23 protein-coding genes are annotated in these 26,186 nt (G+C 65.6%); 11 read left to right on the top strand and 12 right to left on the bottom strand.

The window, feature by feature from the left end:
• Positions 1-67 precede the first annotated feature (67 nt).
• Both BI327_RS14115 and BI327_RS14110 read right to left on the bottom strand, forming a co-directional pair.
• A complete protein-coding gene (locus BI327_RS14115) occupies positions 68-1,975 on the bottom strand; it encodes a propionyl-CoA synthetase (RefSeq protein WP_076860905.1) in 1,908 nt (635 codons plus the stop codon).
• 109 nt (positions 1,976-2,084) lie between these two features.
• Positions 2,085-2,855 (bottom strand): tetratricopeptide repeat protein, encoded by a 771-nt coding sequence (locus BI327_RS14110; protein ID WP_076860904.1) that lies wholly within the window; start codon positions 2,853-2,855, stop codon positions 2,085-2,087.
• 145 nt (positions 2,856-3,000) lie between these two features.
• On the opposite strand from BI327_RS14110, the gene BI327_RS14105 reads away from it, so the two are divergent.
• Both BI327_RS14105 and BI327_RS14100 read left to right on the top strand, forming a co-directional pair.
• Positions 3,001-4,545 carry a cation:proton antiporter gene (locus BI327_RS14105; RefSeq protein WP_076860903.1) on the top strand — a complete coding sequence of 515 codons (1,545 nt, stop codon included), beginning with the start codon at positions 3,001-3,003 and terminating at the stop codon, positions 4,543-4,545.
• A gap of 70 nt (positions 4,546-4,615) precedes the next feature.
• Positions 4,616-5,386, top strand: coding sequence for a hypothetical protein (locus BI327_RS14100; protein ID WP_076860902.1), 771 nt, complete (start codon positions 4,616-4,618; stop codon positions 5,384-5,386).
• A 6-nt stretch (positions 5,387-5,392) separates the two neighbouring features.
• On the opposite strand, the gene BI327_RS14095 is transcribed toward BI327_RS14100, so the two are convergent.
• The 4 genes from BI327_RS14095 to BI327_RS14080 form a co-directional block, all read right to left on the bottom strand.
• On the bottom strand, positions 5,393-6,199 hold the full coding sequence (locus tag BI327_RS14095) for an SDR family NAD(P)-dependent oxidoreductase (RefSeq protein WP_076860901.1): 807 nt from the start codon (positions 6,197-6,199) through the stop codon (positions 5,393-5,395).
• A 100-nt stretch (positions 6,200-6,299) separates the two neighbouring features.
• Positions 6,300-6,716 (bottom strand): DUF1850 domain-containing protein, encoded by a 417-nt coding sequence (locus BI327_RS14090; protein ID WP_076860900.1) that lies wholly within the window; start codon positions 6,714-6,716, stop codon positions 6,300-6,302.
• A complete protein-coding gene (locus tag BI327_RS14085; protein ID WP_076860899.1) occupies positions 6,677-8,785 on the bottom strand; it encodes a TRAP transporter permease in 2,109 nt (702 codons plus the stop codon). Before BI327_RS14085 ends, BI327_RS14090 begins: the two co-directional genes overlap by 40 nt.
• 171 nt (positions 8,786-8,956) lie before the next feature.
• Positions 8,957-9,904 (bottom strand): TAXI family TRAP transporter solute-binding subunit, encoded by a 948-nt coding sequence (locus BI327_RS14080; RefSeq protein WP_076862121.1) that lies wholly within the window; start codon positions 9,902-9,904, stop codon positions 8,957-8,959.
• 129 nt (positions 9,905-10,033) lie between these two features.
• Between BI327_RS14080 and BI327_RS43550 the strand changes: the two genes are divergently transcribed.
• A complete protein-coding gene (locus BI327_RS43550) occupies positions 10,034-10,240 on the top strand; it encodes a hypothetical protein (RefSeq protein ID WP_167386872.1) in 207 nt (68 codons plus the stop codon).
• Positions 10,241-10,671: 431 nt separating this feature from the next.
• Positions 10,672-11,886: an EAL domain-containing response regulator gene (locus BI327_RS14075; RefSeq protein ID WP_076860898.1), complete on the top strand. Its 1,215-nt coding sequence runs from the start codon at positions 10,672-10,674 to the stop codon at positions 11,884-11,886.
• A 14-nt stretch (positions 11,887-11,900) separates the two neighbouring features.
• Here BI327_RS14075 and BI327_RS14070 read toward each other — a convergent pair whose 3' ends face one another.
• Together BI327_RS14070 and BI327_RS14065 are read right to left on the bottom strand one after the other, a co-directional pair.
• Entirely contained in the window at positions 11,901-12,794 is an 894-nt protein-coding gene (locus BI327_RS14070) for an HpcH/HpaI aldolase/citrate lyase family protein (RefSeq protein WP_076860897.1), read from the bottom strand.
• A gap of 19 nt (positions 12,795-12,813) precedes the next feature.
• Entirely contained in the window at positions 12,814-13,293 is a 480-nt protein-coding gene (locus BI327_RS14065; protein ID WP_076862120.1) for a hypothetical protein, read from the bottom strand.
• Between the two features lie 204 nt (positions 13,294-13,497).
• Between BI327_RS14065 and BI327_RS14060 the strand changes: the two genes are divergently transcribed.
• The gene (locus BI327_RS14060; RefSeq protein WP_076862119.1) at positions 13,498-13,797 is read left to right on the top strand and encodes a hypothetical protein; all 300 of its coding nucleotides are present in this window, start codon (positions 13,498-13,500) and stop codon (positions 13,795-13,797) included.
• Positions 13,798-13,913: 116 nt separating this feature from the next.
• On the opposite strand, the gene BI327_RS14055 is transcribed toward BI327_RS14060, so the two are convergent.
• Together BI327_RS14055 and BI327_RS14045 are read right to left on the bottom strand one after the other, a co-directional pair.
• Positions 13,914-15,110, bottom strand: coding sequence for a hypothetical protein (locus BI327_RS14055; RefSeq protein ID WP_076860896.1), 1,197 nt, complete (start codon positions 15,108-15,110; stop codon positions 13,914-13,916).
• Positions 15,111-15,476: 366 nt separating this feature from the next.
• A complete protein-coding gene (locus BI327_RS14045) occupies positions 15,477-16,106 on the bottom strand; it encodes an NUDIX hydrolase (protein ID WP_076860895.1) in 630 nt (209 codons plus the stop codon).
• A gap of 92 nt (positions 16,107-16,198) precedes the next feature.
• Here BI327_RS14045 and BI327_RS14040 point away from each other — a divergent pair, with 92 nt between their 5' ends.
• The 3 genes from BI327_RS14040 (at position 16,199) to BI327_RS14030 (ending at position 18,145) form a co-directional block, all read left to right on the top strand.
• Entirely contained in the window at positions 16,199-16,624 is a 426-nt protein-coding gene (locus BI327_RS14040; protein WP_028334748.1) for a PaaI family thioesterase, read from the top strand.
• Positions 16,625-16,648: 24 nt separating this feature from the next.
• A complete protein-coding gene (locus tag BI327_RS14035) occupies positions 16,649-17,659 on the top strand; it encodes an aldo/keto reductase (RefSeq protein ID WP_076860894.1) in 1,011 nt (336 codons plus the stop codon).
• Between the two features lie 285 nt (positions 17,660-17,944).
• The gene (locus BI327_RS14030) at positions 17,945-18,145 is read left to right on the top strand and encodes a hypothetical protein (protein WP_076860893.1); all 201 of its coding nucleotides are present in this window, start codon (positions 17,945-17,947) and stop codon (positions 18,143-18,145) included.
• A gap of 99 nt (positions 18,146-18,244) precedes the next feature.
• On the opposite strand, the gene katG is transcribed toward BI327_RS14030, so the two are convergent.
• Positions 18,245-20,410 (bottom strand): catalase/peroxidase HPI, encoded by a 2,166-nt coding sequence (gene katG / locus BI327_RS14025; RefSeq protein ID WP_076860892.1) that lies wholly within the window; start codon positions 20,408-20,410, stop codon positions 18,245-18,247.
• A gap of 118 nt (positions 20,411-20,528) precedes the next feature.
• Here katG and BI327_RS14020 point away from each other — a divergent pair, with 118 nt between their 5' ends.
• On the top strand, positions 20,529-21,485 hold the full coding sequence (locus tag BI327_RS14020) for a LysR substrate-binding domain-containing protein (protein WP_076860891.1): 957 nt from the start codon (positions 20,529-20,531) through the stop codon (positions 21,483-21,485).
• Between the two features lie 295 nt (positions 21,486-21,780).
• Here the strand turns inward: BI327_RS14020 and galU are convergent, their stop codons facing one another.
• Entirely contained in the window at positions 21,781-22,656 is an 876-nt protein-coding gene (galU, locus tag BI327_RS14015) for a UTP--glucose-1-phosphate uridylyltransferase GalU (RefSeq protein WP_076860890.1), read from the bottom strand.
• Between the two features lie 224 nt (positions 22,657-22,880).
• On the opposite strand from galU, the gene BI327_RS14010 reads away from it, so the two are divergent.
• Positions 22,881-24,257: a lytic murein transglycosylase gene (locus BI327_RS14010; RefSeq protein ID WP_076860889.1), complete on the top strand. Its 1,377-nt coding sequence runs from the start codon at positions 22,881-22,883 to the stop codon at positions 24,255-24,257.
• A gap of 169 nt (positions 24,258-24,426) precedes the next feature.
• Entirely contained in the window at positions 24,427-26,142 is a 1,716-nt protein-coding gene (locus BI327_RS14005) for an SGNH/GDSL hydrolase family protein (RefSeq protein ID WP_076860888.1), read from the top strand.
• The last annotated feature ends 44 nt before the right edge of the window (positions 26,143-26,186 follow it).

Below are 26,186 nucleotides of genomic sequence, written 5' to 3'. Positions count from 1 at the left end.
GTTAGGGAGAGGGGTGCGACACGGCGAGCTGTCTCAATTCAGAGCGCGCAAAGCGCTAGGCCTACGCCTACGCCTTCCCCTTCAACGCCTCGCCGATCTCCTCGAGCACCTTCGGGTCCTCGATCGTGGCCGGCATGGTCCAGGGCTCGCCGTCGGCGATCTTCTTGATGGTGCCGCGCAGGATCTTGCCGGAGCGGGTCTTCGGCAGCCGCGCCACCGTGATCGCGAGCTTGAACGCGGCGACCGGCCCGAGCTTCTCGCGCACCAGCGCCACGACTTCCTTCTCGACCTGATCCGGCGCCTTGGTGACACCGGCCTTCAGCACCAGGAAGCCGCAGGGCACCTCGCCCTTGATCGCATCCTTGACGCCGAGCACGGCGCACTCGGCGACGTCGGGATGCGAGGCCAGGATCTCCTCCATGCCGCCGGTGGAGAGCCGGTGGCCGGCGACATTGATGATGTCGTCGGTGCGGCCCATCACCCAGACGTAGCCGTCCGCATCCTTGTAGCCGGCGTCCGAGGTCTTGTAGTAGCCGGGGAATTCGGTGAGGTAGGCGTCCTTGAAGCGATCGTCCTGCTGCCACAGCGTCGGCAGGCAGGCCGGCGGCATCGGCAGCTTGATCACGATCGAGCCCATGGTGCCGGCGGCGACCGGCTTCGCCGCCTCGTCGACGATGTCGACCTGATAGCCCGGCATCGGCACCGTCGGCGACCCGTGCTTGACCGGCAGCATGCCCAAGCCCACCGGATTGCCGGCGATGCACCAGCCGGTCTCGGTCTGCCACCAGTGATCGATCACCGGCACCTTGAGCTGCTGCTCCGCCCACTCCACGGTCGGCGGATCGGCGCGCTCGCCGGCGAGGAACAAAGTGCGGAAGCTGGAGAGATCGTAGCTCTTGAGGAGCTTGCCTTCGGGGTCTTCCTTCTTGATCGCGCGGAACGCGGTCGGCGCGGTGAAGAAGGCGACCGCCTTGTGCTGGCTGATCACGCGCCAGAACGCGCCGGCATCCGGCGTGCCGACCGGCTTGCCTTCATACATGATCGTGGTCGCGCCGTGGATCAGCGGGCCGTAGACGATGTAGGAGTGGCCGACCACCCAGCCGATGTCGGAGCCGCACCACCAGATCTCGCCGGGCTTCACGCCGTAGAGATTTTCCATCGACCATTTCAGCGCGACGAGATGCCCGCCATTGTCGCGCACCACGCCCTTCGGGATTCCGGTCGTACCCGACGTGTAGAGGATGTAGAGCGGATCGGTCGCGGCGACCGGCACGCAGGGCGCGGCCTTGCCGGCATCGAGCGCTGAGCGGCGCAATGTCGCCCAGTCGTGGTCGCGCCCCGCGGTGAGCTCGCAAGCCTGCTGCGGCCGCTGCAGGATGATGCAGGTCTCGGGCTTGGCGGTAGCGAGGCGGATCGCCTCGTCGAGCAGCGGCTTGTATTGCACGATGCGGCCGGGCTCGAGGCCGCAGCTCGCCGAGAAGATCAGCTTCGGCTTGGCATCGTCGATCCGGGTCGCGAGCTCCTTGGCCGCGAAGCCGCCGAACACCACGCTGTGCACCGCGCCGATCCGCGCGCAGGCGAGCATCGCGACCACGGCTTCCGGCACCATCGGCATATAGAGGATGACGCGATCGCCCTTGGCCACGCCGAAATCCTGCATCACGGCGGCGAGCGTCTGCACCTCCTTCAGCAGCTCGGCATAGGTGAATTTGGTGATCGTGTTGGTGAGCGGGGAATCGTGGATCAGCGCGACCTGGCCGGCGCGGCCACCGGCGACATGGCGATCCAGCGCGTTGGCGCAGGTGTTGACCATTGCGCCGGCGAACCAGCGTCCATAGGCGCCGACAGAGGGATCGAAGACCTTCCTGGCCGGCTCGATCCAGTCGATCTCGCGCGCTGCTTCCGCCCAAAATCCTTCGGGGTCTCGAAGCGAGCGGGCATACACCTCATGATACCGGCTCTGCTGGCTATTCATCGCGTTTCTCCCTCGCGCGATCGCGCGTCATTTGCCGACCATTGTCACGGGAAGTGGCGCCGTTTCAAGCCGAAATGACCGCGACCTTCGGCCGGGCCCATGGGGCCGGCTAGTATCCGTCGACCCCGTTGATGCGTTGCAGCCGCTCGCGCATCGCCTTTTGCAGGTCGTAGCCCGGCTTGCCGAATTCGGCATTGCGGCGGGCGATGAACTGATCCTGCGCGCGTTGCAGCTCGCGCGCCTGGCCCGGGTTCTGCGCCTCGCGCACCGTGCGGAATGTCGATGCGACGATCTCGCGATCGAGATCGGCGAGCGCGGGATTGGCGCAGATCGCCTTCTCCACAGGCCGGCGCGCCTTGCGGCAATCGAAGCTCGGCTTGCCGGCGACCGCCATCATGGCGCCGATCCGCTCCAGCTCGAGCGACAGCGATTTGTAGTTGGCCTTGGCGACCGCGTTGTTGGGATCGAGCTTGACCGCGGCGCCGAAATCCATGATCGCCTTCGGCCGGTCGCCCTTGCGCCGCCACAGCTCGCCGCGTGCATTGTGGGCATCCGCAAGCGATGGATCGAGCTTGAGTACGGTGTCGTAATCTGCGATCGCGCGGTCGATCATCTGCTTGCGATCATAGGCGCCGGCGCGCGCCAGCAGGGCCTTGACGCGATCGGGCTTGGTCGCCTTCTCATTGTCGATCAGCGCGCCGCAGACCTCGATGGTCTTGTCGTCATCGGCTGCCGCAGCCGCGGCAATGCAGGGGCCGGGATTGGCCTGCACATTCTCGCCCGGCTCGCTGCCCGTGGCGCGCACGACGCCTGACGTCAGCGCGCCTGACAGACAGGCACAGATCAGCATCATGGCCAGATTTGCAGCGTTGCGTCGCATTCCCATCAAGACATCCCGCGCCTGAACCACCGGCCCCGATATCCGATGGCGCCATTTGCCGCAAAACCACACGCTGGATTATACGTCAATTGCGCCGATCGGCTGCAGTTTGGGCCGCACTTGAAGCCGCTTTTGGGGGTTCGCCTTGCTGACATTCGAATGGATCATCGGCCTGTTGCTCGCGTCAGTGGCGCTGTCGGCGCTGGCGCGGCGGATCAAGGTGCCCTACCCGACCTTTCTTGCGCTTGGCGGCGTGCTGCTGACCCTGCTGCCCTGGGCCCCGACCTGGGCGCTGGAACCCCAACTGGCGCTGGCGCTGTTCGTGGCACCCGTGCTGCTCGATGCCGCCTTCGACACCTCGCTGCGCGATCTTCGCAACAACTGGCTGCCGGTCTCGACGCTGGTGGTGGTCGCGGTCGGTGTCACCACGGCGGCGGTTGCGGTGGTCGCGCATTGGCTGCGCCCGGACATGCCCTGGGCGGTCGCGATCGCGCTCGGCGCCATCGTGGCGCCGCCGGACGCGGCCGCGGCCACTGCGATCCTGCGCCAGGTCAGCCTGCCCTACCGGATCCAGAAGATCCTCGAAGGCGAAAGCCTGCTCAACGATGCCTCGGCGCTGTTGATCTATCGTGTCGCGGTCGGTCTCGTCGCCGCCGAGCACATGAAGATCCGCGAGTTCGTGCCCTCGATTGCGGTCGCACTGGTCGGCAGCCTCGCCGCCGGCTACGTGTTCGCGCAGGTCTGGATGATGATCACCCGCCGCATCACCGAGGCGCCGAGCGCGATCATCACGCAATTCGGCGGCACCTTCATGGTGTGGATCGTCGCCGAGCATCTCGGTCTGTCCGGCATCCTCACCATCATCGCCTACGCGATCACCATCGCCCGCACCGCGCCGGCCCGCACCTCGGCGCGGCTGCGCGTGTCGTCCTATGCGGTGTGGGAAACCGTGGTCCTCGTGCTCAACGTGCTCGCCTTCATGCTGATCGGCCTGCAATTGCGCCCGATCTGGTCCGAGCTCGACGACGAGGTGCGGTGGAAATATTGCAGCTTTGCCGCCGCGATCCTCGCCGTCGTGATCCTCGCCCGCATCCTCTGGGTGATGCCCTACGGCGCCCTGCTGCGCGCGTTGAAGGCGCGGCATTGGCTGCCCGCCCATGTGGTGGACGCCGTGCCCACCCTGAAGCGCGGCTTCATCGTGTCCTGGTGCGGCATGCGCGGCATCGTCACGCTGGCCGCGGCGTTCGCGCTGCCCGAATGGTTTCCCTATCGCGACCTGATCCTGCTGACGGCATTTGCCGTGGTGCTGGGCTCGCTCGTGATCCAGGGCCTGACCTTGCGGCCGCTGATTATGGCGCTGAATTTCGATGACGACGATCCGGTCGGGCGCGAGGCGGCCCGTGCCCGCAGCGTCGTGTTTCGCGCCGCGCTCGATGCGATCGACCAGGACCCGTCCGAGGAAGCCGAGATCCTCCGGCTCGAATACCGCGCCGTGCTGCTGCGCGCCGAGAATGACCCGGATGGCGGCCTGACCTCGCGCGAGCTTCCGTCCGATCCGCTGCGCCGCCGCGCCATCGCGGCCGCGCGTCAGGCCCTGCTCAAGCTGCGCCGCACCGAGACGATCGGCGACGACGCGTTCCATCTGGTCGAGGAGGAGCTCGACCGCGCTGAGCTCAGCGTCGAGGCCTGAAGCACGACAGCGGGCATAGCCCACGATCGAGATGGTTTGAACCATCACCGGGTTTGTCAGACCTAACATCATGACAATCCTCATTGATCGCAATTCCCCCCGCACCTCGGCGAAAGTCGAGGCGCAGTTCTTCTACTTCTATATGGCGCTGTCGTGCATGGCGGTCGCCTTCCTCGGCTTTGCGCCGACTTATTGGCTGCCGATGGCGAAAGGCGCGCTGTCGACGCCGCCCGTGGTCCATCTGCATGGGCTGCTGTTCTTCGCCTGGACGCTCTATTTCGTGTTGCAGAGCTGGCTTGCGGCCTCGGGGCGGATCGCGCGGCATCGCAGCGTCGGATTGATCGGCATATCGCTGGCGACCGCGATGACGATGATGGGCATCGTGGCCTCGATCAGTGTCATGAAGCGTTCGGCAGCGATCGGACAGGCCAATGAAGGCCTTGCGTTTGCAATCGTTCCGCTCAGCGGCATCCTGTTCTTTGCCGTCGTCTTCGCGCTTGCGATCATCTACCTGCGCGATCGCGACGCCCACAAGCGGCTGATGCTGCTTGCGTCGATTTCGATCCTCGATGCGGCGGTGGCGCGCTGGTTCCTGACCTTCCTCGCGCCACCCGGACCGGTTGGTCCGCCTCCGGTCCCGGTCACGATCGCGCCGGCGTTCGTCGCCTATCTGCTGCTGGTCGTCGCGATCGTGTTCGACTGGCGCACCCGCGGCCGTCCGCACCCGGTCTATATCTATGGCGGGCTGGCGCTGATCGCGGTGAAGCTGTTGAACTGGCCGATCAGCACCTCGGCCGCCTGGCATTCGCTGGCCGGCGGCATCCTGGCGCTGGCGCAATGAGCCTGCTCAGGCCCCCGACTTGGATGTGATGCCGCCGTCGACCACGAGCTCGATGCCGGTGACATATTTCGATTCGTCCGAGGCGAGGAACAGCGCGGCATTGGCGACGTCCCAGGCGTCGCCCATATGCCCCATCGGCACCTGCGCGTCGCGGGCGCGCCACATCGCCTCGACGTCGCCCTTGGCGTAGCTCTGCGCGAGCCCCGCCGAATGCGCCACCATCGGCGTCTTCATCAGCCCGGGCAGGATCGCGTTGACGCGGACATGCTTGGACGCGAACTCGACCGCGGTCGAGCGCGTCATCTGGTTCATCGCCGCCTTGCTCGCATTGTAGCTGACATAGGAAATGCCGACATGGCGGATCGAGGCAATCGAGGAGATGTTGATGATCGAGCCGCCGCCCTGCTTGATCATGACGGGAATGACGTGCTTCATCGACAGATAGGCACTCTTGAGATTGACCGCGAAGACGCGGTCCCACTCGGCTTCGGCGACTTCCACCACGCTGCCGACCTCGGCGATGCCGACATTGTTGTCGAGCACATCGATGCGGCCATAGGCCTTCAGGCAGGCCGCGACCATCGCCTCGACTTCGGCGGCGCGCGAGACATCGGCGGTAAACGCGGCGGCCTTGCCGCCCTCCTCGGTGATGATCTTGACCGTCTCCTCGGCCGCGGCGCCGTTGCGATCGACGCAGAACACGCTGGCACCCTCGCGCGCGAAGGTGACGGCGGTCGCCTTGCCATTGCCCCAGCCGGGCCCGATCGAGCCCGCCCCGACCACCATCGCAACCTTGCCCTTGAGCCGATCCATCGCCTGTTCTCCCTGTTGTTGTCATTGTAGCCCGGATGAGCGCAGCGATATCCGGGGCAGTGTCCCCGCATATCGCTCCGCTCATGCGGGCTACGGATTCTTACTGCGGATTTTTGCACACACTCATCGTCGTGACATTAGCACCGATCGGATGGCCGAAAATCTCCGACAGCGTCTGGCAGCGTCCCGCCTGACACAGGTGCCATTCACCCGCCGCGCCGGAATTGCCGAGCACGACCTCCGCCCTTGGCAGAGGTTGTGGCGACCATTGAAACCAGCCGTCGACGAGACGCGCATCCGGCGGCGGCTCCATGCCGGCGCCGGTGCCCTTGATCCGGGCCTGTTGCAGCACGAGCCCGGCCGGCGTGACCTGCCAGTCTTCCTGCCAGGCGGTCTTCTCGATCGAATGCGTCCAGGCCAGCGTAAAGGCCGCGATCGACAGCGCCTTCACGACACCTGCGGAGGCGAGGCAGAGGCTCAAGCCGCCGCCACCGCATCGCGCGGCCGCTGCCGCCATTGCCACAGCACCACGGCAGCGGCGAGCGTGAAGCCCGCCGTGTCCGAGAACGGAAAGTCGCCGAGCAGGCAGAGCGCGGCCCCGAACGCGACCAGGATCTCGATCAAGCTCAGCCGCGTGAACAGGAATCCGATCGCGACGATGCCGAACAGCGCGATCGCCACCAGCGCCTTGAAGGTCGCCAGCGCCACCGCGCCGTAGAAGCCGAGCTGCGCCTGCATCGGATCGCCCGCCTGCAGCATCAGCGCCGGCGAATAGACGAAGATGAAGGGGATGACATAGCCCGCGAGTGCGATCCGCATCGCCTCCCAGCCGATCTTGTCCGGGTTTTCCTTGGCGATCGGCGCCGCCGCCAGCGCGGCGAGCGCCACCGGCGGCGAGAGGTCGGCCATGATGCCGTAGTAGAACGCGAACATGTGGCTTGCGATCAGCGGCACGCCGAGCTTGGCGAGCGCGGGTGCGGCCAGCGCCGCTGTGATGATGTAGGTCGGGATGGTCGGGATGCCGGTGCCGAGCAGGATCGACAGCAGCATGGTCATGATCAGCGCCAGGAACAGGCTCTTGGCGCCGAGCCCGATGATCCAGCTGCCGAAGATGGTGCCGACGCCGGTCTGCGTCATCATGCCGATGATGGTGCCGACGATGGCGCAGGCCATGCCGACGGTCAGCGCCGACTTGGCGCTATCGGCGAGCGAGTCACGGCAGGCTCTGAGCGTGGCGCGGCCGCCGCGCGTGATCGCCGCGATCACGATCAGCCCGACGACGACGCTCGCGACCGGAACGATCTCGAGCCCGTGGCGCGACACCGCCGCGACCACCAGCGCAAGGCCGATCCAGAAGATATAGCGCACGACGGTGTTGGAGAAGCCGAGCGCGATGCTGGCGCCGAGGATCAGCGCGACGGTCAGTGCCAGCCCCATGCTGCCGGCATAGAGCGGCGTGAAGCCTTCGAACAGCATGTAGACCAGCGCCGCGAGCGGCAAGACGAGATACCAGCGCGCCACCAGCGCCTTCCAGGCGCTCGGGATCTCCGAGCGCTTCATGCCGACGAGACCATGCTTGCCGGCCTCCAGATGCACCATCCAGAACGCCGAGGCGAAATACAGGATCGCCGGAATCACGGCGGCCTTGACGATCTCCGAATAGGGGACGCCGAGCGTCTCCGCCATGATGAAGGCGACCGCGCCCATCACCGGCGGCATGATCTGCCCGCCCATCGAGGCGGTGGCCTCGACGCCGGCGGCGAAGGCGCGGCGATAGCCGAACTTGATCATCAGGGGAATCGTGAACTGGCCGACGGTGACGACGTTGGCGACACCGGAGCCCGAGATCGTGCCCATCATGCCCGAGGCGAACACCGCGACTTTCGCCGGGCCGCCGCGGGTGCGGCCGAACAGGCCGAGCGAGACGTCGGTGAACAGCTGGATCATGCCGGCGCGTTCGAGGAACGAGCCGAACAGGATGAACAGGAAGATGTAGGTCGCCGAGACGTAGATCGGCACGCCGTAGAAACCTTCGGTGCCGAACGAGAGATGGGTGACGATCTGGTCGAAGTCATAGCCGCGATGGTTGAACGGCGACGGCAGGTACTGTCCGAAGAACCAGTAGAGCAGACAGGCGCCGCACATCAGCGGCAGCGCCGCGCCCATCAGCCGCCGCGTGCCCTCGAAGATCAGGACCGCGAGCAGCGTGCCGACCGCAAGGTCCATGTGGGTCGGATCGCCGTCGCGGGCGATCAAATCGGCATAGAAGATCCACTGGTAGAGCCCGCAGAGGAAGCCGCTCGCGCCGACGATCCAGCTCACCGCGCGGCCGAAGTCGGTCTTGGCGGTGAAATTGCCGATCAGGCCGAAGGTCAGGAGGATCAGGAAGCCGACATGGACGCCGCGGACCACCTGGCTCGGCAGATAATTGAAGGCCGCGACATAGAGCTGGAACACCGCAAAGGCGAGACCGATGGCGTAGGCCAGATGCCCCCACGCGCCCGGGCCGAAGCCCTCCGGAAAGCCATGCTCGAAATTGTCGAATTCAACCTTGATGGGCTCCTCGCCCGCAACCTGCTGCTGCATTGAATAAGTCCCCCGCCGTGCCCGCAACGTCGATGGCACCCGTCCAGTGCCCCGACCGCCCCCCTGCACGTCATGCGCGGGCTTGACCCGCGCACCCATCGAAAATCAGAATCTTTAGAAAGATGGATGGCCGGGTCAAGCCCGGCCATGACACCCTCGAAGGTAACGGCCTTACTTGATCAGGCCCTTTTCCTTGTAATAGCGGATCGCGCCGGGATGCAGCGGCACCGGGCTGCCGGTCGCGGCGGCCTGGAGCTTGATCTCCTTGCCCGCGGCGTGGGCATTGGCCAGTTCCGGCAGCGATTCGTAGACCAGCTTGGTCATCTGGTAGGCGAGTTCGTCCGACACTGCGCTCGAGGTGACGAGGTAGTTCACGACCGCAGCCGTCGGCACGTCCTTGTCCTGCCCGGTATAGGTGTTGGCCGGAATGATCACGGCGACGAAGGGCGGACCGATCTTGTCGACGGTCTCCTTCGGCACGGCGACCACGGTGATGTCGCTCGAGGTCGAGAGATCCTTCAGCGAGGCGACGCCGAGGCCGGCGGATTGCAGCGTGGCGTTGAGCTGCCGGTTCTTCATCAGGTCGACCGATTCGGCGAACGGCAGATACTCGACCTTGCCGAGATCCTTGTAGCTCATGCCGGCGGCCGCGAGGATCGCGCGCGAATTGAGCTCGGTGCCGGACTTCGGCGCACCGACCGACAGGCTCTTGCCCTTGAGATCGGCCAGCGTCTTGATGCCGCTTTCGGCGGTGGCGACGATCTGGATGTAGTTCGGATAGATCGCGCCGATGGTGCGCAGCTTGTCGAGCTTGGTCTTGAAGCCGGCCTCAGTGTCGCCTTCCCACGCCGCCTTCAGCGAATCGCCGAGCGCGAAGGCGATCTCGCCGCGGCCCTGCTGCAGCAGCACCAGGTTCTCGACCGAGGCCTTGGTCGCCTGCACCTGGGTCTTCACGCCGGCAATCTTGTCGCCGTAGATTTTCCCGATCGCGACGCCGAGCGGATAGTAGACGCCCGAGGTGCCGCCGGTCAGCACGTTAATGAACTGCTCCGCCTGTGCGACGGGCGCGGACAAAACACTGGCCGCCACGATCGCAGCGGCCATCAACCTTGAATTCATGGACATTATTCTCCCCTAAGCCGGGCCGGAAATTGGCCGGACACCCCCACCGGGTCAACCCATCCAAATGACGCATGCGCGGCCAAAATCCCCGATGGCAGCACCAATTTACCTGCGCGGGAACTCGGGATGCGTTGGACTTGCTGCCGCGAGCGCCTCGGTGTTCGCGCGGCGACAACCTTCCCCAGTTCGCCGATGTCGGTCTGCATCATCGCGGCGCAGATCGTGATGGCGGCGGTCGCGGTGCCGGTCGGGCGCAAGGCCGACCTCTGGGGCCGATCCTCGCGACCGCGCTCGCGGTGCCAGCAATCCGCGGTGCGCTTGACTGCGCGCTGATGCCGGAGACGTTGCGAGCGGCAACAGCGACGTCACGCGCGATGGCGTTGGCATCACACAACGGATGATCCGTGATTCGCTGTAACTGCTCTGCGGATCACCCTGCGTGACGCGATCCGATGTCCGACAATGATGCAGTTCCGCGTCGGCATCGATGCGATAACACAGTCATTAACACCGTCTCTCGATGACACACGCGCGCTGTGTTTCTGAGTACGTCCGAAGTCACGCGCAATCGCGCTCATGAACGTCAGATGACGCATTTGTTGCGCGTGTAACCGCGGCGAGACGCAGCGATTCCGGCATCATTTGATTCGAATTGAATCCTTTAAGGTTAGCGAGCCAATCAATGTATGAACCAGAAATTTCCATGATTGCCGCGGCTCTAGGATGTACGAGTCAAGCCGGGGTAATTACGGACAAGGCGGGGCATGAATCACATCAGTCACATCGCACAGACACGAGCCGGATGGTTCGGACATCGCAAGCTGACCCCACGCGCATGCATTGCGGACAGCAAAAAACACTTGCGGACCTTCCTCGCAGAGGCGCTGGAAGACCTCGGCTTCATCACCAGTGAATGCAGCCAGGCGTTGGAACTCGACACCGTTTTGGATACGGAACGGCCCGATCTTCTGGTGCTCGGCGTGTCCGTGGATGGCATCGAAGTCAGTAAAATTCTCGAGACTTTGGTGAGAAAGGACTACGCCGGCAAGGTCCTGGTCATCGGGCAACCCGACTCGATCATCGTCAAGGCGGTCCGCCAGATCGGGGACGAGTACGGCATCGCCATGCTGCCGGCGCTGTCGACGCCGTTCAGCGCCGGATCCCTTCGTGACAGTCTCGCGTCGTTGATGCCGCTCGAGCCCGCGCCGAGCCCGGCGGTGGACGTGCCCGAAGCGCTGAAGGCCGGCTGGCTGGAACTGTGGTACCAGCAGAAAATTCATCTCCGCACGCTGGTCCCGAGCGGCGCCGAGGCGCTGATCCGGATGCGCCATCCGGCCTGGGGCGTGGTGCCGCCGGCCTATTTCATCCCTGACGAAAGCGATCCGCATTTTCATGCGCTGTCCGAATTCGTCATCGCGCGCGCGATCGACGACTGGCGCTACCTCCTCGAGCAGATCGGGCCGGTCGATCTCTCGATCAACCTGCCGATCTCGTTCCTCGCCGACGATGATGCGGTGCGTGAGCTCTGCTACCGGATGCCGGATCACGCGGCATTCGCCGGCCTGCTGATCGAGATCGACAGCACCGAGGTCATCGACAATCTGGATCTCGCGATCGATGTCGCCAGGCGCGTTCGCCTGCACAATATCGGCATCTCGATCGACAATGTCGGCGCCAACTGGCCGTCCTTGCTGGGACTGCCGAACTTCCCGTTCGTCCAGCTCAAGGTCGACCATCAATACGTCACCGGCTGCGCGGATCAGCGCCTGAAGCAGACGGTGTGCCGGCGCGTCGTCGAGCTTGCCCACGACGCCGGCGCGCAGGTCATAGCGCAAGGGGTCGAGACGCGCGCGGACTTCCTCGCCGCGCACGAGATGGATTTCGACCAGGTCCAGGGCTACCTGTTCGGCAAGCCGATGGGCGTCAAGAAGTTCGCCCGCTCACGCATACACTTCTCGGAGAAACAGCCAGCGTCCTGAGGCATCGCCTCGGGTCAGTCGCGATTGATCGCGCGCAGCGCCTCGCCGCGCGCGATCAGGCGCTTTGCGTTGGAATAGGTCGGGACTTCGAGCAGCGAGCCGTCGAGTTCGACGCGGCCCGCGCCTTGCGCCCGCGCCGCCTCGAACGCCGCGACGATCCTGCCCGCCTGGCGCAACTCATCCTCGCTCGGGGTGAGGACGCGGTTGACGATGGCGGCATGCGCGGGATCGACCAGGCTCTTGGCGGTGTAGCCGAGCCGCCGCGCCCAGATCGTATCGCGCTCGACGCCCTCAGCGTCGCTCCAGGTGTACGGACAATCGACCGCGACGACGCCGGCGGCACGGCATTCGACGATGAAGCGCTGGCGCGCGTAAGCGAGCTCGAGACCGTCGCTGCCGCGCTCGGCGCCAAGGTCAGCGGCGAGATCCTCCGAGGCCATCAGGCAACCGATGGTACGCCGGCTCGCCAGGGCGATCGCGCCGGTCTGCACCAGGCCGCGTGCGAACTCGATATTCGGCAGCAGCGCCGTCGAGCCCTCGGCGACGCCACAATCGCGCTCGAACCGGGTCACCGCCTCGTCGAGCCCGACGACGTGGTGCGGCTCGGCGACCTTGGGCAGCGCGACGATATCCGGCCGCCCCCGCATCACGGCGGCGAGATCGTCCATGCCGTCCTGGTCGAGCGGATTGACGCGAACCGCAACCACCACGCCCTGGGCGCGCCAGGATGCGTAGAGATCGGCCGCCAGTGCTCGCGCCTTCGGCCGTAGCGGCGGCGGGGTGAAGTCCTCGAGCTCGTGGATCAGCACGTCGGCGCCGCTGCCGGCCGCGTGGCGCAGGACCTCCTCGTTGGCGCCTTCGAGAAACAGCCAGGAGCGGCACAGCGGGGCTGGGCGCAGTCTGCGCATCACGCGATCGGCGCCGCCGTCACTGGAACGTCATGTCGAGGCATTTCGAGATGTCGGAGCCGAGGCCGGACGAGATGGTGATGCAGCCGCGGATCTTCTGGGTGTTGACGTCGCTTGCCCAGATCGCATAGCCGCCGGGACCAAAGAACGAATTGGTGTTCGGCGGCTCGGTCTCGGTGGCGTCGAACGTGTAATTGCCGTCGGTCTCGAAGATGCGCGGCTTCTTGGTGCAGCCGCCGTCGGCCTGGACGTTGATGACCTCCTTGTTGTCCCGCGTCAGCGCCAGCGAGACCTGGCAACGGAAGTATTCCGAGGTCTTGGCGTTGAACAGATAGGCGTAGGACTTGCAGGTCGCGGTGTTGAGCTTGCCCGCCGACAGGCCGCGGCTGCAGGAGATCCGCTGGTTGTTGGAGAGCTTGAACTCATCCGCCTGCGCGACTGACGCCAGCGCCATGAACGACAGAGCGACACCGATAGCGATCTTCATGACGTGGTTCATCCCGATCATCCCCAGGTAGTGTTTCTGCCAATCGAAGCGTTTGTAAACGGTAACGCGAAAATAGTCGCCAAGCTTGATGCGGGAAATCACAAAGTCGCTGATCTCTGTGAGCGGCCGCGCCGATTGTCGTATTGACGCGCGAACATCGTTCGTGATTTGTTCAAAACCGTGGGGACGACGCCGTTTTTCGGCCGGAGGTGGATCATGACGCATTTTTTGACCAAGACCTTTTTTGCGACCGCGACCCTTGCTGCAATGACGACATGCGCCTTCGCGCAAGCGGCTGCGCCCTGGGAGCTGAAGCCCGACATGGGCTACGCCTATGACAAGGACGGCAAGACCTGGTCCTACAAGATGGGCACCAGCAATGCCGGCACGCTGCTGAAGGGTGCCAAGAAGGTACCGAAGGGGACGCTGTTCTTCATCGGCCACAACGGCCAGCTCTACATGCGCTCCGGCCCCTATCTCGAGGGCGACGGCAAGTTCATGTTCGGCTCGAATTAGAGCGTTTTCGAGCGAAGTGGACGCCGGTTCGCGCGAAGAAATCGCGTCAAACAAAGATCTCAGGCTCCGGTTCTGATTCGATCAGAACCGGATGCCCTGACGTGATCCGGCAGCCGTCAGAACGCCGCGGCCAATTCCCGGGCGCCGGGCTTGTTGCTGTTGAAATCCATCCGCTCGTTGGTGACGGCAAGCAGCCTCGCCACGGTGTTGTGGCGGATCGCGACCGGGTTGCGCTCATAGCCCGAGCGCTGGAAGAAGTTCGCGGTCGGCACCTGCTCGCGCATCGGCTGCGGCATGGTCACCATGTCGAGCCCGGTGCCGTCGCCGGTCAGGTTCATCATCTCGAGCTCGGCCGCGGTGAGCGGCCGGCTGTAGCCCTTGGCGCGCGCGAACAGCACCGAGGTCAGGAGCTTGTGGGTCTGCAGCATCGGGCCGATATCGATATCGAGCACCATCGCATGACACGCCCAGCCCTGCGGCGTATCGGCGAGGCGTTGATGCGCCGACCAGTCGTCGGGCACGGTACGCGTGAACGCGACCATCTTCTTCAGCACCGCGAGCTTGTGCTCCATCGCCTTGCGCGCCGGCCCCTGCGTCCGCGCAACCCGCTCGGTCAGGTCCCGCACGAATTCATGGCCCTGCTCGGCCAACAGCTCGACGGTGTTGGTGGTGAGCAGCTGGTTGTAGCCCATCGCGGTGGAGATGGCGCGCTTGCCGCCATGCTCGATACCCGCCTGCACGTCGTAATTGCCGGTGCCGCCGGTCTCGAACGAATAGACCCGCACCGCCTGCTCCGGCGTCAGCCCCGCGGCGCGCGCGTAGCGGGCATAGGCGCGCTTGAACTCGACCTCCGAGGTCGCCCGCTGCGGCGCGAACTGGAAATGTTCGGCTGCCGCCCTGACCAGATCCGAGACCACCGGAATGGTTTTCGGCGGGCGCAGCGGCTTGCCGCCCTCCTCCTCGGGCGCCGGATTGACCGGACGCTTCGGGCCCTCATAGACCGGCGGCTGTTGCAGCACGTAGTCGTCGAGCGTGATCTGCACGCGGTCGCGGCGCTTGGCATTGCGGCCGCGCCGCTTGTCGGCGATCGCATTCCAATAAGCACTGGCATCCTGCTCGAAGGCGGCGCGCGCCTCCTCGTATTCCTGCAGCTTGCGGCGATAGTCCATGATCGCCTGCGGCGATGCCTGCGCCATCGCATTGGCGACGGACGGCGGCAACACATCGGCCTCGCCGGCCAATACCGACGGTGCGCTGGCGACGAGCGCGAGCGCGACTAAACCTGACCAGAGGCGAATCAATTGCGGGCGCATCGGCTCCTTGTAGCAAGCGCCGCCGCGAAGTCAGCCCGGAAATATCCGGATCGGCGGCGGCTCGATGCCGCGATCGGGTGCAGAATATTCGCCACAATGCGGTGTTTTCCCGAACGAAGCCGTGGAGGTCGCAATGAGAATGGCACTCTGGCTTGCTGCTGCATGCGCGCTGACGCTTGCGCCAGCAGCGCGCGCCGAACGTCCGGATTGCGGGTCGTTTCCCGATACGCGTTCACGCTTGACTTGTTACGAGAATGTGTCGCGTGCGCCTCCGGAACCCGAGACGACGGTGCATCCGCCTGCCGCGCAAGGCAATTCAATGAAGATGAACAGGCGTAACCCGCATCACAGATCGCATCGTCGTTGTTACTTCCATGCGAACACCGGCTGCTCGAGATCGGCGACGCGGGTGTTGCGCCCGGCCAGCACCTCGCGGAACTGATAGATCAGCGCGGCGGTCGGCGCATGGATCTGCTGGCCGCCGAGGCGGAAGCGGATCACGCGGCGCGCACTCTCCGGGATCGTGACGAAGCTGAACACGTCGTCCGGCTCGATCGCATCGAGACCGATGCGATGCACGGAGGCCACCTCGTCCGGGTTCGGCGTGATCGCCGCGCGCGTGCCGACCCAGACCACGACCGGCGTGATCAGATAGCCGGAGCGGGTCGGATAATCGTCGAGCATGCCGAGTACGTCGTGTTCGGTGAGCTTAAGGCCAAGCTCCTCGTGCAGTTCGCGCAACGCCGCCTGGGGCTGGGTCTCGCCGGCATCGCAGCGCCCGCCCGGCAGCGCCCATTGCGCGCTGTGGGCGCGCAGGCGCGCGCTGCGGCGGGTCAGCAGGAACGCCGTGCTGCTGTCATCATCGGCTTCGGTCAGCGCGATCGCGACCGCCGCGCGCTTCAGCGTCGGTGCCGCGTCGGCCGGCGCCAGGCGCGCGAACGCGGCGCAGAGCTCTGCGATATTCCGCCGGGTGGCATCGTCAAATGTGCGGGCCATTGATCTTGACTACAACACAACAGCGTTTGATGAAATGACTGCTACCACATGCCTCCTGCGATCAATCATAGCTCAGCAACGGACCCCACCTCATGACGGCCAAGGCCGCGGACAAACTCAAATCCGACGGCTGGAAGATCGCCGAAACCACCGGCTTCCTGACGCTGATCGGCCCCCTGTGGGAACGGTTGAAAGACGGCGCGCTTGAGCTTGCGCTGATCACCGAAGACAAGCACCACAATCGGCGCGGCCTCGTGCAGGGCGGCGTGATCATGACCTTTGCCGACCGCGCCTGCGGCATGGCCGCGCGCTTCGTCTCCGGCAAGCCGACGCTTGCGACGGTGCAGCTCGACACCCATTTCGTCGAGGCCGGCAAGATCGGCGAGATCCTGACGACGCGGCCGCGCGTGGTGCGATCCACCCGCAGCCTGATCTTCATCACGGCCGAGGTGACCGTGGACAAACGCTGTATCGCGATGGCCAACGGCGTGTTCAAGATTCTGAAGAACGACAGCTGACCCCGTCATTCCGGAGAACGATCGATGCAATATCGCCAGCTCGGCCGCAGCGGCCTGAAGGTTTCGCCGATCTGCCTCGGCACCATGATGTTCGGAGGGCCGACCGATGAGGCGACCTCGTCGCGGATCGTGGCGAAGGCGCGCGAGGCCGGCATCAACTTCATCGACAGCGCCGATGCCTATAATGGCGGCAAGTCCGAGGAGGTCGTCGGCCGCGCGATCTCCAACAGCCGCTCGAACTGGGTGCTCGCGACCAAGCTCGCCAACCCGATCGGCGACGATCCCAACCATGGCGGGCTGTCGCGGCGCTGGGTGTTCCAGGCCGCCGACGCAAGCCTGAAGCGGCTCGGCACCGACTACATCGACGTCTATTACCTGCACAAGGAAGACCACACGACGCCGCTCGACGAAACGGTGCGCGCGATGGGTGACCTGATCCGCGCCGGCAAGGTGCGCTATTTCGGCGTCTCCAACTACCGCGCCTGGCGCGTCGCCGAGATCTGCAACATCTGCGACCGGCTCGGCATCGATCGTCCGGTCGCGAGCCAGCCCTATTACAACGCGATGAACCGGATGCCTGAGGTCGAGCACTTTCCGGCCTGCGCCCATTACGGCCTCGGCATCGTGCCCTATAGCCCGCTGGCGCGCGGCGTGCTGACAGGCAAATACGCGCCCGATGCGGCGCCGCCCGCCGACACGCGTGCCGGGCGCAACGACAAGCGCATGATGCAGACCGAGTGGCGGCCGGAATCGCTGCAGCTCGCGCAGGAGATCAAGCGCCACGCCGAGAGCCGCGGCATCACCGCCGGGCAGTTCGCGGTGTCCTGGGTGCTGAACTCGTCGTTCGTCAGCGCCGTGATTGCCGGCCCGCGCACCGAAGCGCAATGGGACGACTACATCCGCGCGCTCGACTATCGCTTCACCGCCGAGGACGAAGCCCTGATCGATCGTCTCGTCGTCGCCGGCCATCCCTCGACGCCGGGCTTCAACGATCCGGCCTATCCGATCGAAGGGCGCCGGGCGCGGACTGGATAGCTGCTGTAACGGCCCCTCACAACTTCCGCTTGGCGTTCAATTCCATTCGCCGTCATTGCGAGGAGCCCGCGACAAAATTGCAGAGCAATTTTGCGCTGAAGCGACGAAGCAATCCATATCTCCGCTTGCGGTGCGATGGATTGCTTCGCTTCGCTCGCAATGACGATGTCTAGCGAACGGCGTTCCGCTCGGTTTCGCCGAAGTTACGTTTCGTAGCTTCCGAATTGCGCAAGGGATACGTCGGCTGCACCATCGGCATATGACAATGCTGATGCTGGTGCTGCAATGACGGCAACCAATGTACTGGACTGGATCGTGGCGCTCTTCGTCTGCTGGGCGAGCCTGACTGCAATCCTCGAACCCCGGCGCGACGCCTCACAGTGTGACGGCCCCACTGTGGCAAGCAGCGCGCCGCAAGCTCCGCTGGCGACACCGACGCAAGCGGAGTTCGAGGAGATGATCCAGGACATGAAACTGCACGACTGAGCAAAACGCAGAAAGCCGTCCGTCTTGAAGTCGGCGTCCCCAAAATGAAACAGGGCGGCGCCGAAGCGCCGCCCTGCCCTGATTGCCGTTGCCGGCCGCTTACTTCACGAGGTCGAAGCGATCGGCGTTCATCACCTTGGCCCAGGCCGCAACGAAGTCCTTCACGAACTGCTCCTTGGCATCCGACGAGCCGTAGACCTCGGCGAATGCGCGCAGCTGCGAGTGCGAGCCGAAGATCAGGTCGATGCGGGTGCCGGTCCACTTCACCGCCTTGGTATTGCGGTCGCGGCCCTCATAGACGCCCTCGCCGGCATCGCTCCACACCGTGCCCATGTCGAGCAGGTTGACGAAGAAGTCGTTGCTCAGCGTCCCCGGCTTGCCGGTGAGGACGCCATGCTTCGACTTCCCGGCATTGGCGCCGAGCACACGCAGACCGCCGACCAGAACCGTCAATTCCGGTCCGGTCAGCCGCAACAGCTGGGCGCGATCGACCAACGCCTCCTCGGGCAGCATGAACTGACGCTTGCCGCTGATGTAGTTGCGGAAGCCGTCAGCCCGCGGCTCGAGCGGAGCGAAGGATTCGACGTCGGTCTGGTCCTGCGTCGCATCGGTGCGGCCCGGCGTGAAGGGGACCTTCACATTGGTGCCGCCGTCCTTGGCCGCCTTCTCGATCGCAGCCGCGCCGCCGAGCACGATCAGATCGGCCAGCGAGACCTTCTTGCCGAACTCCTTCTGGATCGCTTCGAGCTTGGACAGCACACCCTTGAGCTGCGCCGGCTCGTTCACATCCCAGTCCTTCTGCGGGGCGAGACGAATGCGCGCACCGTTGGCACCGCCGCGCTTGTCGGAGCCGCGGAACGTGGAGGCCGAGGCCCAGGCGGTCGACACCAGCTCGGACACCGACAGGCCGGAGGCGAGGATCTTCGCCTTCAGCGCTTCGATATCCTTGTCGTCGATCACGGCGTGATCGAGCGCCGGAACCGGATCCTGCCAGATCAGCGTCTCCTTCGGCACCAGCGGGCCGAGGTAGCGCACGATCGGACCCATGTCGCGGTGGGTGAGCTTGAACCAGGCGCGGGCAAAGGCGTCCGCGAACTGATCCGGATGCTCGTAGAACCGGCGCGAGATCTTCTCATAGGCCGGGTCGTAGCGCAGCGACAGGTCGGTGGTCAGCATGGTCGGCACGTGCTTCTTGGACTTGTCGAACGCGTCCGGAATGATCGCATCCGCGCCCTTGGCTTTCCACTGCTTCGCACCCGCCGGGCTCTTCGTCAGCTCCCATTCGTACTTGAACAGGTTCTCGAAGAAGTAGTTGCTCCACTTGGTCGGGGTCTGCGTCCAGGTGACTTCGGGACCGCCGGTGATCGCATCGGCGCCGACGCCGGTGCCGTGCTTGCTCTTCCAGCCGAGGCCCTGGTCCTCCAGCGCACCGCCTTCCGGCGCCGGCCCGATCAGCGACGGGTCGCCCGCGCCATGGGCCTTGCCGAAGGTGTGGCCGCCGGCGATCAGCGCAACGGTCTCCTCGTCATTCATCGCCATGCGGAAGAACGTCTCGCGGATGTCCTTTGCCGCGGCGAGCGGGTCCGGGTTGCCGTTCGGGCCTTCCGGGTTGACGTAGATCAGGCCCATCTGAACCGCGCCGAGCGGCTCGGAGAGCTGACGCTCGCCGCTGTAGCGCTCGTCGCCGAGCCAGGTGCCTTCCGGCCCCCAGTACAGCTCTTCCGGCTCCCACACGTCGGCGCGGCCACCCGCGAAACCGAACGTCTTGAAGCCCATCGATTCCAGCGCGACGTTGCCGGCGAGGACATACAGGTCGGCCCAGGAGATCTTCTTGCCGTATTTCTGCTTGATCGGCCAGAGCAGCCGGCGCGCCTTGTCGAGGTTGGCGTTGTCAGGCCAGCTGTTGAGCGGGGCGAAACGCTGCTGACCGGCGCCTGCGCCGCCGCGGCCGTCGGTGATGCGATAGGTGCCCGCCGAGTGCCAGGCCATGCGGATCATCAGGCCGCCGTAATGGCCGAAGTCCGCCGGCCACCATTCCTGCGACGTCGTCATCAGGGCGGTGAGGTCCTTGATCACGGCATTGAGATCGAGGCTCTTGAACGCCTTGGCGTAGTCGAAGCCCTGACCCATCGGGTCGGACAGGCTGGAGTTGTGATGCAGCACCTGAACGTCAAGTGTCTCCGGCCACCAGTCACGATTCGTGTGTCCGCGAGGGGCTGCCGAAAATGGGCATTTACCCGCGCCTTCGTCGGTTTTTGCGTCCATGTTTTTTCTCCGAGGTGATGGATTCTGGAATGTGCTGGAGCTCTTCCAAGAATGATTCTACGCGCCTCAATCCATCAGGTGAAATTGACTTTAATGATCGCACCAATAAGATAATCTGATGATAAATGTCACACTCCGGCAATTGAGGTATTTCGATGCGCTGGCCCGGCACGGCCATTTCGGCCGCGCCGCGGATGCCTGCGCGGTGTCGCAGCCGGCGCTGTCGATGCAGATCCGCGAGATGGAACAGGCGGTCGGCGGCGTGCTGATCGAACGCAGCGCGCGGCAAGTGACGCTGACGAGTTTCGGCGAGGAACTGCTGCACCGCGTGCGCGACATCCTGCGCTCGGTCGACGAGCTCGGCGACTTCGCGCGCGCCTCCCGCGACAAGCTCGCCGGACGGCTGCGCGTCGGCATGATCCCGACCATCGCGCCGTATCTGCTGCCGAAGGTGATCGAGACCCTGGCGCGGCTGCATCCCGAGCTCGACATCCATGTCCGCGAGACGCTGACCCCGAAGCTGATCAAGGAGGTCGCCGAGGGCCGGCTCGACACCGCGATCGTGGCCCTGCCGGTGTCGGAACCGTCGCTGACCGAGGTCGCGCTGTTTTCGGAGAACTTCCTGCTGGTGCGGCCGGGCGAGGATGCCAAGACGCCGGCGCCGAGCGCCGAGATGCTGCGCGAGATGCGGCTCTTGCTGCTCGAGGAAGGCCACTGCTTCCGCGACCAGGCGCTGTCGTTCTGCAACATGCAGTCGTCGCCGCCGCGCGAGGTGCTGGATGCGAGCTCGCTGTCGACGCTGGTGCAGATGGTCGGCGCCGGCATCGGCGTCACCCTGATCCCGGAGATGGCGGTGACGGTCGAGACGCGCTCGGCGCCGGTCACGATCTCGCGCTTCAAGAACCCGCAACCCTCGCGCACCATCGGCATGGTCTGGCGCAAGACCTCTCCACTCGCCTCGCAGCTCCAGCAGATCGCCGAAGTGGTCTCGCTCGCCGCCCGTGAACTGCGCGCGCCGAAGGAGAACGGAACGAAGGAGCCGGCGAAGCGCGTGGGGCGAAGGAAGGCTGGGTGAACGCGATTGCGCTGCTGAAGGCTGGTGCTGAGCTTGACGCGCCGATCGCGCCCACACTCACCACTGTCGTCCCTGCGAAAGCAGGGACCCATACTCCGCGGCGGATGTTGTTGAAGGGGCTCGTCGTTCCGGCGTAGCTCAACAATGAACTTCGGTGGTTATGGGTCCCTGCTTTCGCAGGGACGACACTGAGTTTGTGGCGCAGTCTGTAGGGCGGATTGGCTGGAGGCGTAATCCGCCGCGCGCGACGAAGCTGTCGTCCCGGCGCCCATATGCACTGCCCGGAACGACGCCCTCACTTCTCCAGATACTTCTTCATCTCGGCGATCAGGCCGTCGCGCAGTTCGGGGCGCTTGAGGCCGAAGGCGATGTTGGCGCGGAGGAAGCCGGGCTTGGAGCCGCAGTCGTGGCGCTCGCCCTCGAACTCGACGCCGTAGAACTTCTGCGTCCTGGCAAGCCCGATCATCGCGTCGGTGAGCTGGATCTCGCCGCCGGCGCCGCGCTCTTGCGTCGCCAGGATGTCGAAGATCTCGGGCTGCAGGATGTAGCGGCCGGTGATCGACAGGTTCGACGGCGCGGTGCCCTGCGGCGGCTTCTCGACCATGCGGTCGACCTCGAAGATGTTGCCGGTGCGTTTTCCCACGCTGCAGATGCCGTATTGATGGGTGAGCTCGTCGGGCACCGCCTCGACCGCGATCAGGTTCGACTTGTCGCCGAGCTTGCTCGCGGCGTCGATCATCTGCTTCAGGCAGCCCGGCGTGTTCAGCACCAGCTCGTCCGGCAGCACCACCGCGAACGGCTCGTTGCCGACGATGTCGCGCGCGCACCACACCGCGTGGCCGAGCCCGAGCGGCGCCTGCTGCCGGGTGAAGCTCATCGCGCCGGCTTCGGGCTGGTTCTGCGCCAGGATGTCCTGCTCGGTCTTCTTGCCGCGCTGCGCGAGCGTGGTGTCGAGCTCGAACATGCGGTCGAAATGATCCTCGATGACGCCCTTGTTGCGGCCGGTGACGAACACGAAATGCTCGATGCCGGCTTCCCTCGCCTCATCGACCACGTACTGGATCAGGGGCTTGTCGACGATCGTCAACATCTCCTTCGGCATCGCCTTGGTGGCGGGCAGCACGCGGGTGCCGAGACCGGCGACGGGAAATACGGCTTTGCGGATCTTCATGGGATTATCGGAAGCCTTGAAAACGGGTGGGACTGCGGCGCGAAATGAATCACGCCTTGGTACCCCGTTTTGCAGCCGCCAACAAAGGCGGATGTGTGGTGCGGCTTAATTCCGCCGTTCCCGTCAGCCAGTGCGGGCGCGACGAAATCTCGCCCATGTTAAGCTATTGGAAACCGTGCCGGGGCCTTCTGGAACAGCACGCTTTTTTGACAGGCATACGACAAATGCGCTCGTTGGGAACATCAAGGACTAGGCTTTTCGGCGCGAGCCTGATCGCGCTGGCGCTGCTGCTGCCCGGCAGTACGCAAGCCCAGTCGGCGGGCAACGGCCTGACCAACCTGATCGACAGCATCTTTTCGCCGAACGCGACGCCGCCGCAGGCCGCGACGGGCCAGGACGGCGCAGCGCCGCCCTGGAGCGGCGAAGACGGCGCCTCGGGGCATCCGCTGATGACGGCGGCCGCAATCCGCCAGGCCGCGTCCGACTTCCCGAACTGCGTCGCAGCGATGTGGCCAGATGCCGCACGGCGCAACATCACCCAAGAGAATTTCCAGCGCTTCACCGCGGGCCTCACGCCCGACCTGCGCATCATGGACTTGATGGATTCGCAGCCGGAATTCACCAAGGCGATTTGGGACTATCTCGACATTCTGGTCAGCGACACCAGGCTCGCCAAGGGCCGCGAGATTCTCGCCAAATACAAGCCGCAGTTCGACGCGACCGAGAAGGCCTATGGCGTCGATCGCTACATCATCGCGGCGATCTGGGGCATCGAGTCGAACTACTCGACCCAGATGGGCGATCGCAGCGTGGTGCAGTCGACCGCAACGCTTGCCTGCATCGGCCGCCGCCAGGCCTATTTCAAGGACGAATTCCTGTCGGCGCTGGAAATCCTCAACCGCGGTGATCTCAGGCCCGAGCAGATGCGCGGCTCCTGGGCCGGCGCGTTCGGCCCGACCCAGTTCATGCCGACCGCATTCAAGCGCTACGCCGTCGACGGCGATGGCGACGGCCGGCGCGACGTCGTCGACGATCCGACCGACCTGATCGCCTCGACCGCCAACAATCTGAAGAAGGACGGCTGGCAGACCGGCGCGAGCTGGGGCTACGAGGTCGTGCTGCCGCAGGGCCTCGATTACATGCTGGCCGACCGCGCCAAGGCGATGCCGCTGGCGCAATGGGAGCATCTCGGCGTCAAGCGACCGAACGGCCAGCCGTTCCCACGGCCGTCCGACAAGGCCTATCTGCTGGCGCCGGCCGGTGCCGAGGGGCCCGGCTTCCTGATGCTGCAGAACTTCCGGGTGATCATGAAATACAACCCGGCCGAGGCCTATGCGCTCGCGATCGGCCATTTCGCCGACCGGTTGCGCGGCGGGGCGCCCTTCGTGCAGCCCTGGCCGCGCCAGGAACGAGTGCTGTCGCGGGCCGAGCGGCTGGAACTGCAGCAGTTGCTGGCCCAGCGCGGCTTCTACAAGGGCACCCCCGACGGCCAGTTCGGCGGCCAGACCCGCGAGGCGCTGCGCGGCTTCCAGGTGTCGATCGGGGCGCCAGCCGACGGCTTTGCCACCTCCGAGGTGCTGGACCGGTTGCGGGGGCGGTAGGGCGGCGGTTTTCGCGGGATCCTCCCCGAAAGTAACCGTGAAATCCGATATTTGGCCGACGCCTTGACGGCGGCCGGAGGCACCCGATTTATGGTGGAAAAGCTGCCCGCTTGCGGCCCGATTCCGCTAATATGCTCACGTACTTCCAGATCATTTGCGACCGAACGCGATGCGAGAGCCAAAGTCCTTCCTGCGCATATTCACCGAGGCCGGTCCGCTGGTCGCGCTGACGGTGGCGCTTGCGCTGTTGATCGGCATCGCCCAGCCCGCCTCGGCGCAGTTCTTCGGCTTCCCGGGCTTCGGTGATGCACCCCAGCGCCGCGCGCCGCCGCCACGAAGCGGCGGTGGTGGCGGAGGCGGCTGGTTTGGCGGCGATTTCTTCGCGCCGTTCCAGCAGCAGCACCCGCAGGCTCAGCCCCAGCAGCAGCGGCCGCGCGAGGATTTCTCGCGCGCGCCGGCGCCGGCCAAGCGCGAGGCCGCCGCCGAGCGCAACGTGCTTGTGATCGGCGATGCGATGGCCGACTGGCTCGCCTATGGCCTGGAGGATGCCTATTCCGACCAGCCCGACATGGGCGTGATCCGCAAGGCAAAGACGGTGTCCGGCCTGATCCGCTATCAGCCCAAGGGCGACCCGGCGGATTGGGCCGCCGCCGCCAAGGGCATTCTCGCCACCGAGAACCCGGATGCCATCGTCGTGATGCTCGGCCTCAACGATCGTGCGGCGCTGCGCGAACCGGTCGTGGAGAAGAAGGCCGACAAGAAGGACGAGAAAAAGGACGCGCGCGCCAAGCCGGATGCGAAGCCGGGCGACAAGCCCGATGCCGCCGCCAAAACCGATGCCAAGCCTGCCGATCCCGAGCCGCCGGCCGACGACGCCGACACCGACTCGCAAGCCGCGCCGGAAAAGACCGCGCGTTCGCCCAACGGCCTCTATGAATTCCGCGACGACCGCTGGGTCGAACTCTACGGCAAGAAGATCGAGGAATTGATCAACGTGCTGAAGAGCAAGGGCGTGCCGGTGCTGTGGGTCGGCCTGCCCGCGATCCGCGGCCAGAAGGGTACGTCGGACATGCTGTTCCTCGACGCACTCTATCGCGACGGCGCCGGCAAGGCCGGCATCACCTATGTCGACGTCTGGGACGGCTTTGTCGACGAGGCCGGCCGCTTCATGCAGAAGGGCCCGGACTTCGAAGGCCAGCCGCGCAAGCTGCGCTCCGATGACGGCGTGTTCTTCACCAAGGCCGGCGCACGCAAGCTCGCGCATTATGTCGAGCGCGAGGTGACGCGCCTGCTGGCGGTGCGTACCGGACCGATCGCGCTGCCGAGCGAACCGGCGACGCCCGAGACCAGCACCGAGCCCGGCAAGCCCGCGCCGCGGCCGCTGGCCGGCCCCGTGCTGCCGCTGGTCGCCTCCACGGTCGGCACCGATCAATTGCTCGGCGGACCGGGTTCGCGGCCCGCGGCCGTCGATGCGCTCGCCGCACGCACGCTGGTGAAGGGCGAGGCGCTGGCGCCGCCCGCCGGCCGCGCCGATGATTTCGCCTGGCCGCGCCGCGAGATCGGCCGCGAGCAGGCCAAGGGCGACGTGCCGGTTGCCGCGGTCACGCCAACCGCACCGGCGGCGAGTGGCCCAGCGAACCCGCCGCCCTCGACCACGGCGATCGCGCCCGACGGCTCGATCATCACCGCGCCGAAGCCGCAACGGCGCGCGTTCCGGCCGGCCCAGGCCCAACCGCAGCAGCAACAGCAGCCGCAGACGCAGCCCTGGCTGCGCGACCTCTTTGGATTCGGCGCGCCGCAGCAGCAGCGCCCGCTCGCCCCGCCGCCGCGTCCGCCACGCGGTGTCGGACAGCGCGCCGCAGGGCCGGGCAACCCCTGGCAATAGCCGGCGCGCAGCGAGCGCGCATTCGGATCATGGAAGAATCGTAA

This window comes from Bradyrhizobium mercantei (assembly GCF_001982635.1).
Taxonomy (GTDB): domain Bacteria; phylum Pseudomonadota; class Alphaproteobacteria; order Rhizobiales; family Xanthobacteraceae; genus Bradyrhizobium; species Bradyrhizobium mercantei.
The sequence above is the reverse complement of the archived record's forward strand: the minus strand, read 5'-3'. Positions and strand labels throughout refer to the sequence as shown.

Bases quoted from the DNA above. Each gene is read 5' to 3' on its own strand.
- BI327_RS14115 (WP_076860905.1), bottom strand. From the start codon at position 1,975: ATGAATAGCCAGCAGAGCCGGTATCATGAGGTGTATGCCCGCTCGCTT.
- BI327_RS14110 (WP_076860904.1), bottom strand. From the start codon at position 2,855: ATGCGACGCAACGCTGCAAATCTGGCCATGATGCTGATCTGTGCCTGT.
- BI327_RS14100 (WP_076860902.1), top strand. From the start codon at position 4,616: ATGACAATCCTCATTGATCGCAATTCCCCCCGCACCTCGGCGAAAGTC.
- BI327_RS14095 (WP_076860901.1), bottom strand. From the start codon at position 6,199: ATGGATCGGCTCAAGGGCAAGGTTGCGATGGTGGTCGGGGCGGGCTCG.
- BI327_RS14090 (WP_076860900.1), bottom strand. From the start codon at position 6,716: ATGGCGGCAGCGGCCGCGCGATGCGGTGGCGGCGGCTTGAGCCTCTGC.
- BI327_RS14085 (WP_076860899.1), bottom strand. From the start codon at position 8,785: ATGCAGCAGCAGGTTGCGGGCGAGGAGCCCATCAAGGTTGAATTCGAC.
- BI327_RS14080 (WP_076862121.1), bottom strand. From the start codon at position 9,904: ATGAATTCAAGGTTGATGGCCGCTGCGATCGTGGCGGCCAGTGTTTTG.
- BI327_RS43550 (WP_167386872.1), top strand. From the start codon at position 10,034: ATGCGTTGGACTTGCTGCCGCGAGCGCCTCGGTGTTCGCGCGGCGACA.
- BI327_RS14075 (WP_076860898.1), top strand. From the start codon at position 10,672: ATGAATCACATCAGTCACATCGCACAGACACGAGCCGGATGGTTCGGA.
- BI327_RS14070 (WP_076860897.1), bottom strand. From the start codon at position 12,794: ATGCGCAGACTGCGCCCAGCCCCGCTGTGCCGCTCCTGGCTGTTTCTC.
- BI327_RS14065 (WP_076862120.1), bottom strand. From the start codon at position 13,293: ATGAACCACGTCATGAAGATCGCTATCGGTGTCGCTCTGTCGTTCATG.
- BI327_RS14060 (WP_076862119.1), top strand. From the start codon at position 13,498: ATGACGCATTTTTTGACCAAGACCTTTTTTGCGACCGCGACCCTTGCT.
- BI327_RS14055 (WP_076860896.1), bottom strand. From the start codon at position 15,110: ATGCGCCCGCAATTGATTCGCCTCTGGTCAGGTTTAGTCGCGCTCGCG.
- BI327_RS14045 (WP_076860895.1), bottom strand. From the start codon at position 16,106: ATGGCCCGCACATTTGACGATGCCACCCGGCGGAATATCGCAGAGCTC.
- BI327_RS14040 (WP_028334748.1), top strand. From the start codon at position 16,199: ATGACGGCCAAGGCCGCGGACAAACTCAAATCCGACGGCTGGAAGATC.
- BI327_RS14035 (WP_076860894.1), top strand. From the start codon at position 16,649: ATGCAATATCGCCAGCTCGGCCGCAGCGGCCTGAAGGTTTCGCCGATC.
- BI327_RS14030 (WP_076860893.1), top strand. From the start codon at position 17,945: ATGACGGCAACCAATGTACTGGACTGGATCGTGGCGCTCTTCGTCTGC.
- katG (WP_076860892.1), bottom strand. From the start codon at position 20,410: ATGGACGCAAAAACCGACGAAGGCGCGGGTAAATGCCCATTTTCGGCA.
- BI327_RS14020 (WP_076860891.1), top strand. From the start codon at position 20,529: ATGATAAATGTCACACTCCGGCAATTGAGGTATTTCGATGCGCTGGCC.
- galU (WP_076860890.1), bottom strand. From the start codon at position 22,656: ATGAAGATCCGCAAAGCCGTATTTCCCGTCGCCGGTCTCGGCACCCGC.
- BI327_RS14010 (WP_076860889.1), top strand. From the start codon at position 22,881: ATGCGCTCGTTGGGAACATCAAGGACTAGGCTTTTCGGCGCGAGCCTG.
- BI327_RS14005 (WP_076860888.1), top strand. From the start codon at position 24,427: ATGCGAGAGCCAAAGTCCTTCCTGCGCATATTCACCGAGGCCGGTCCG.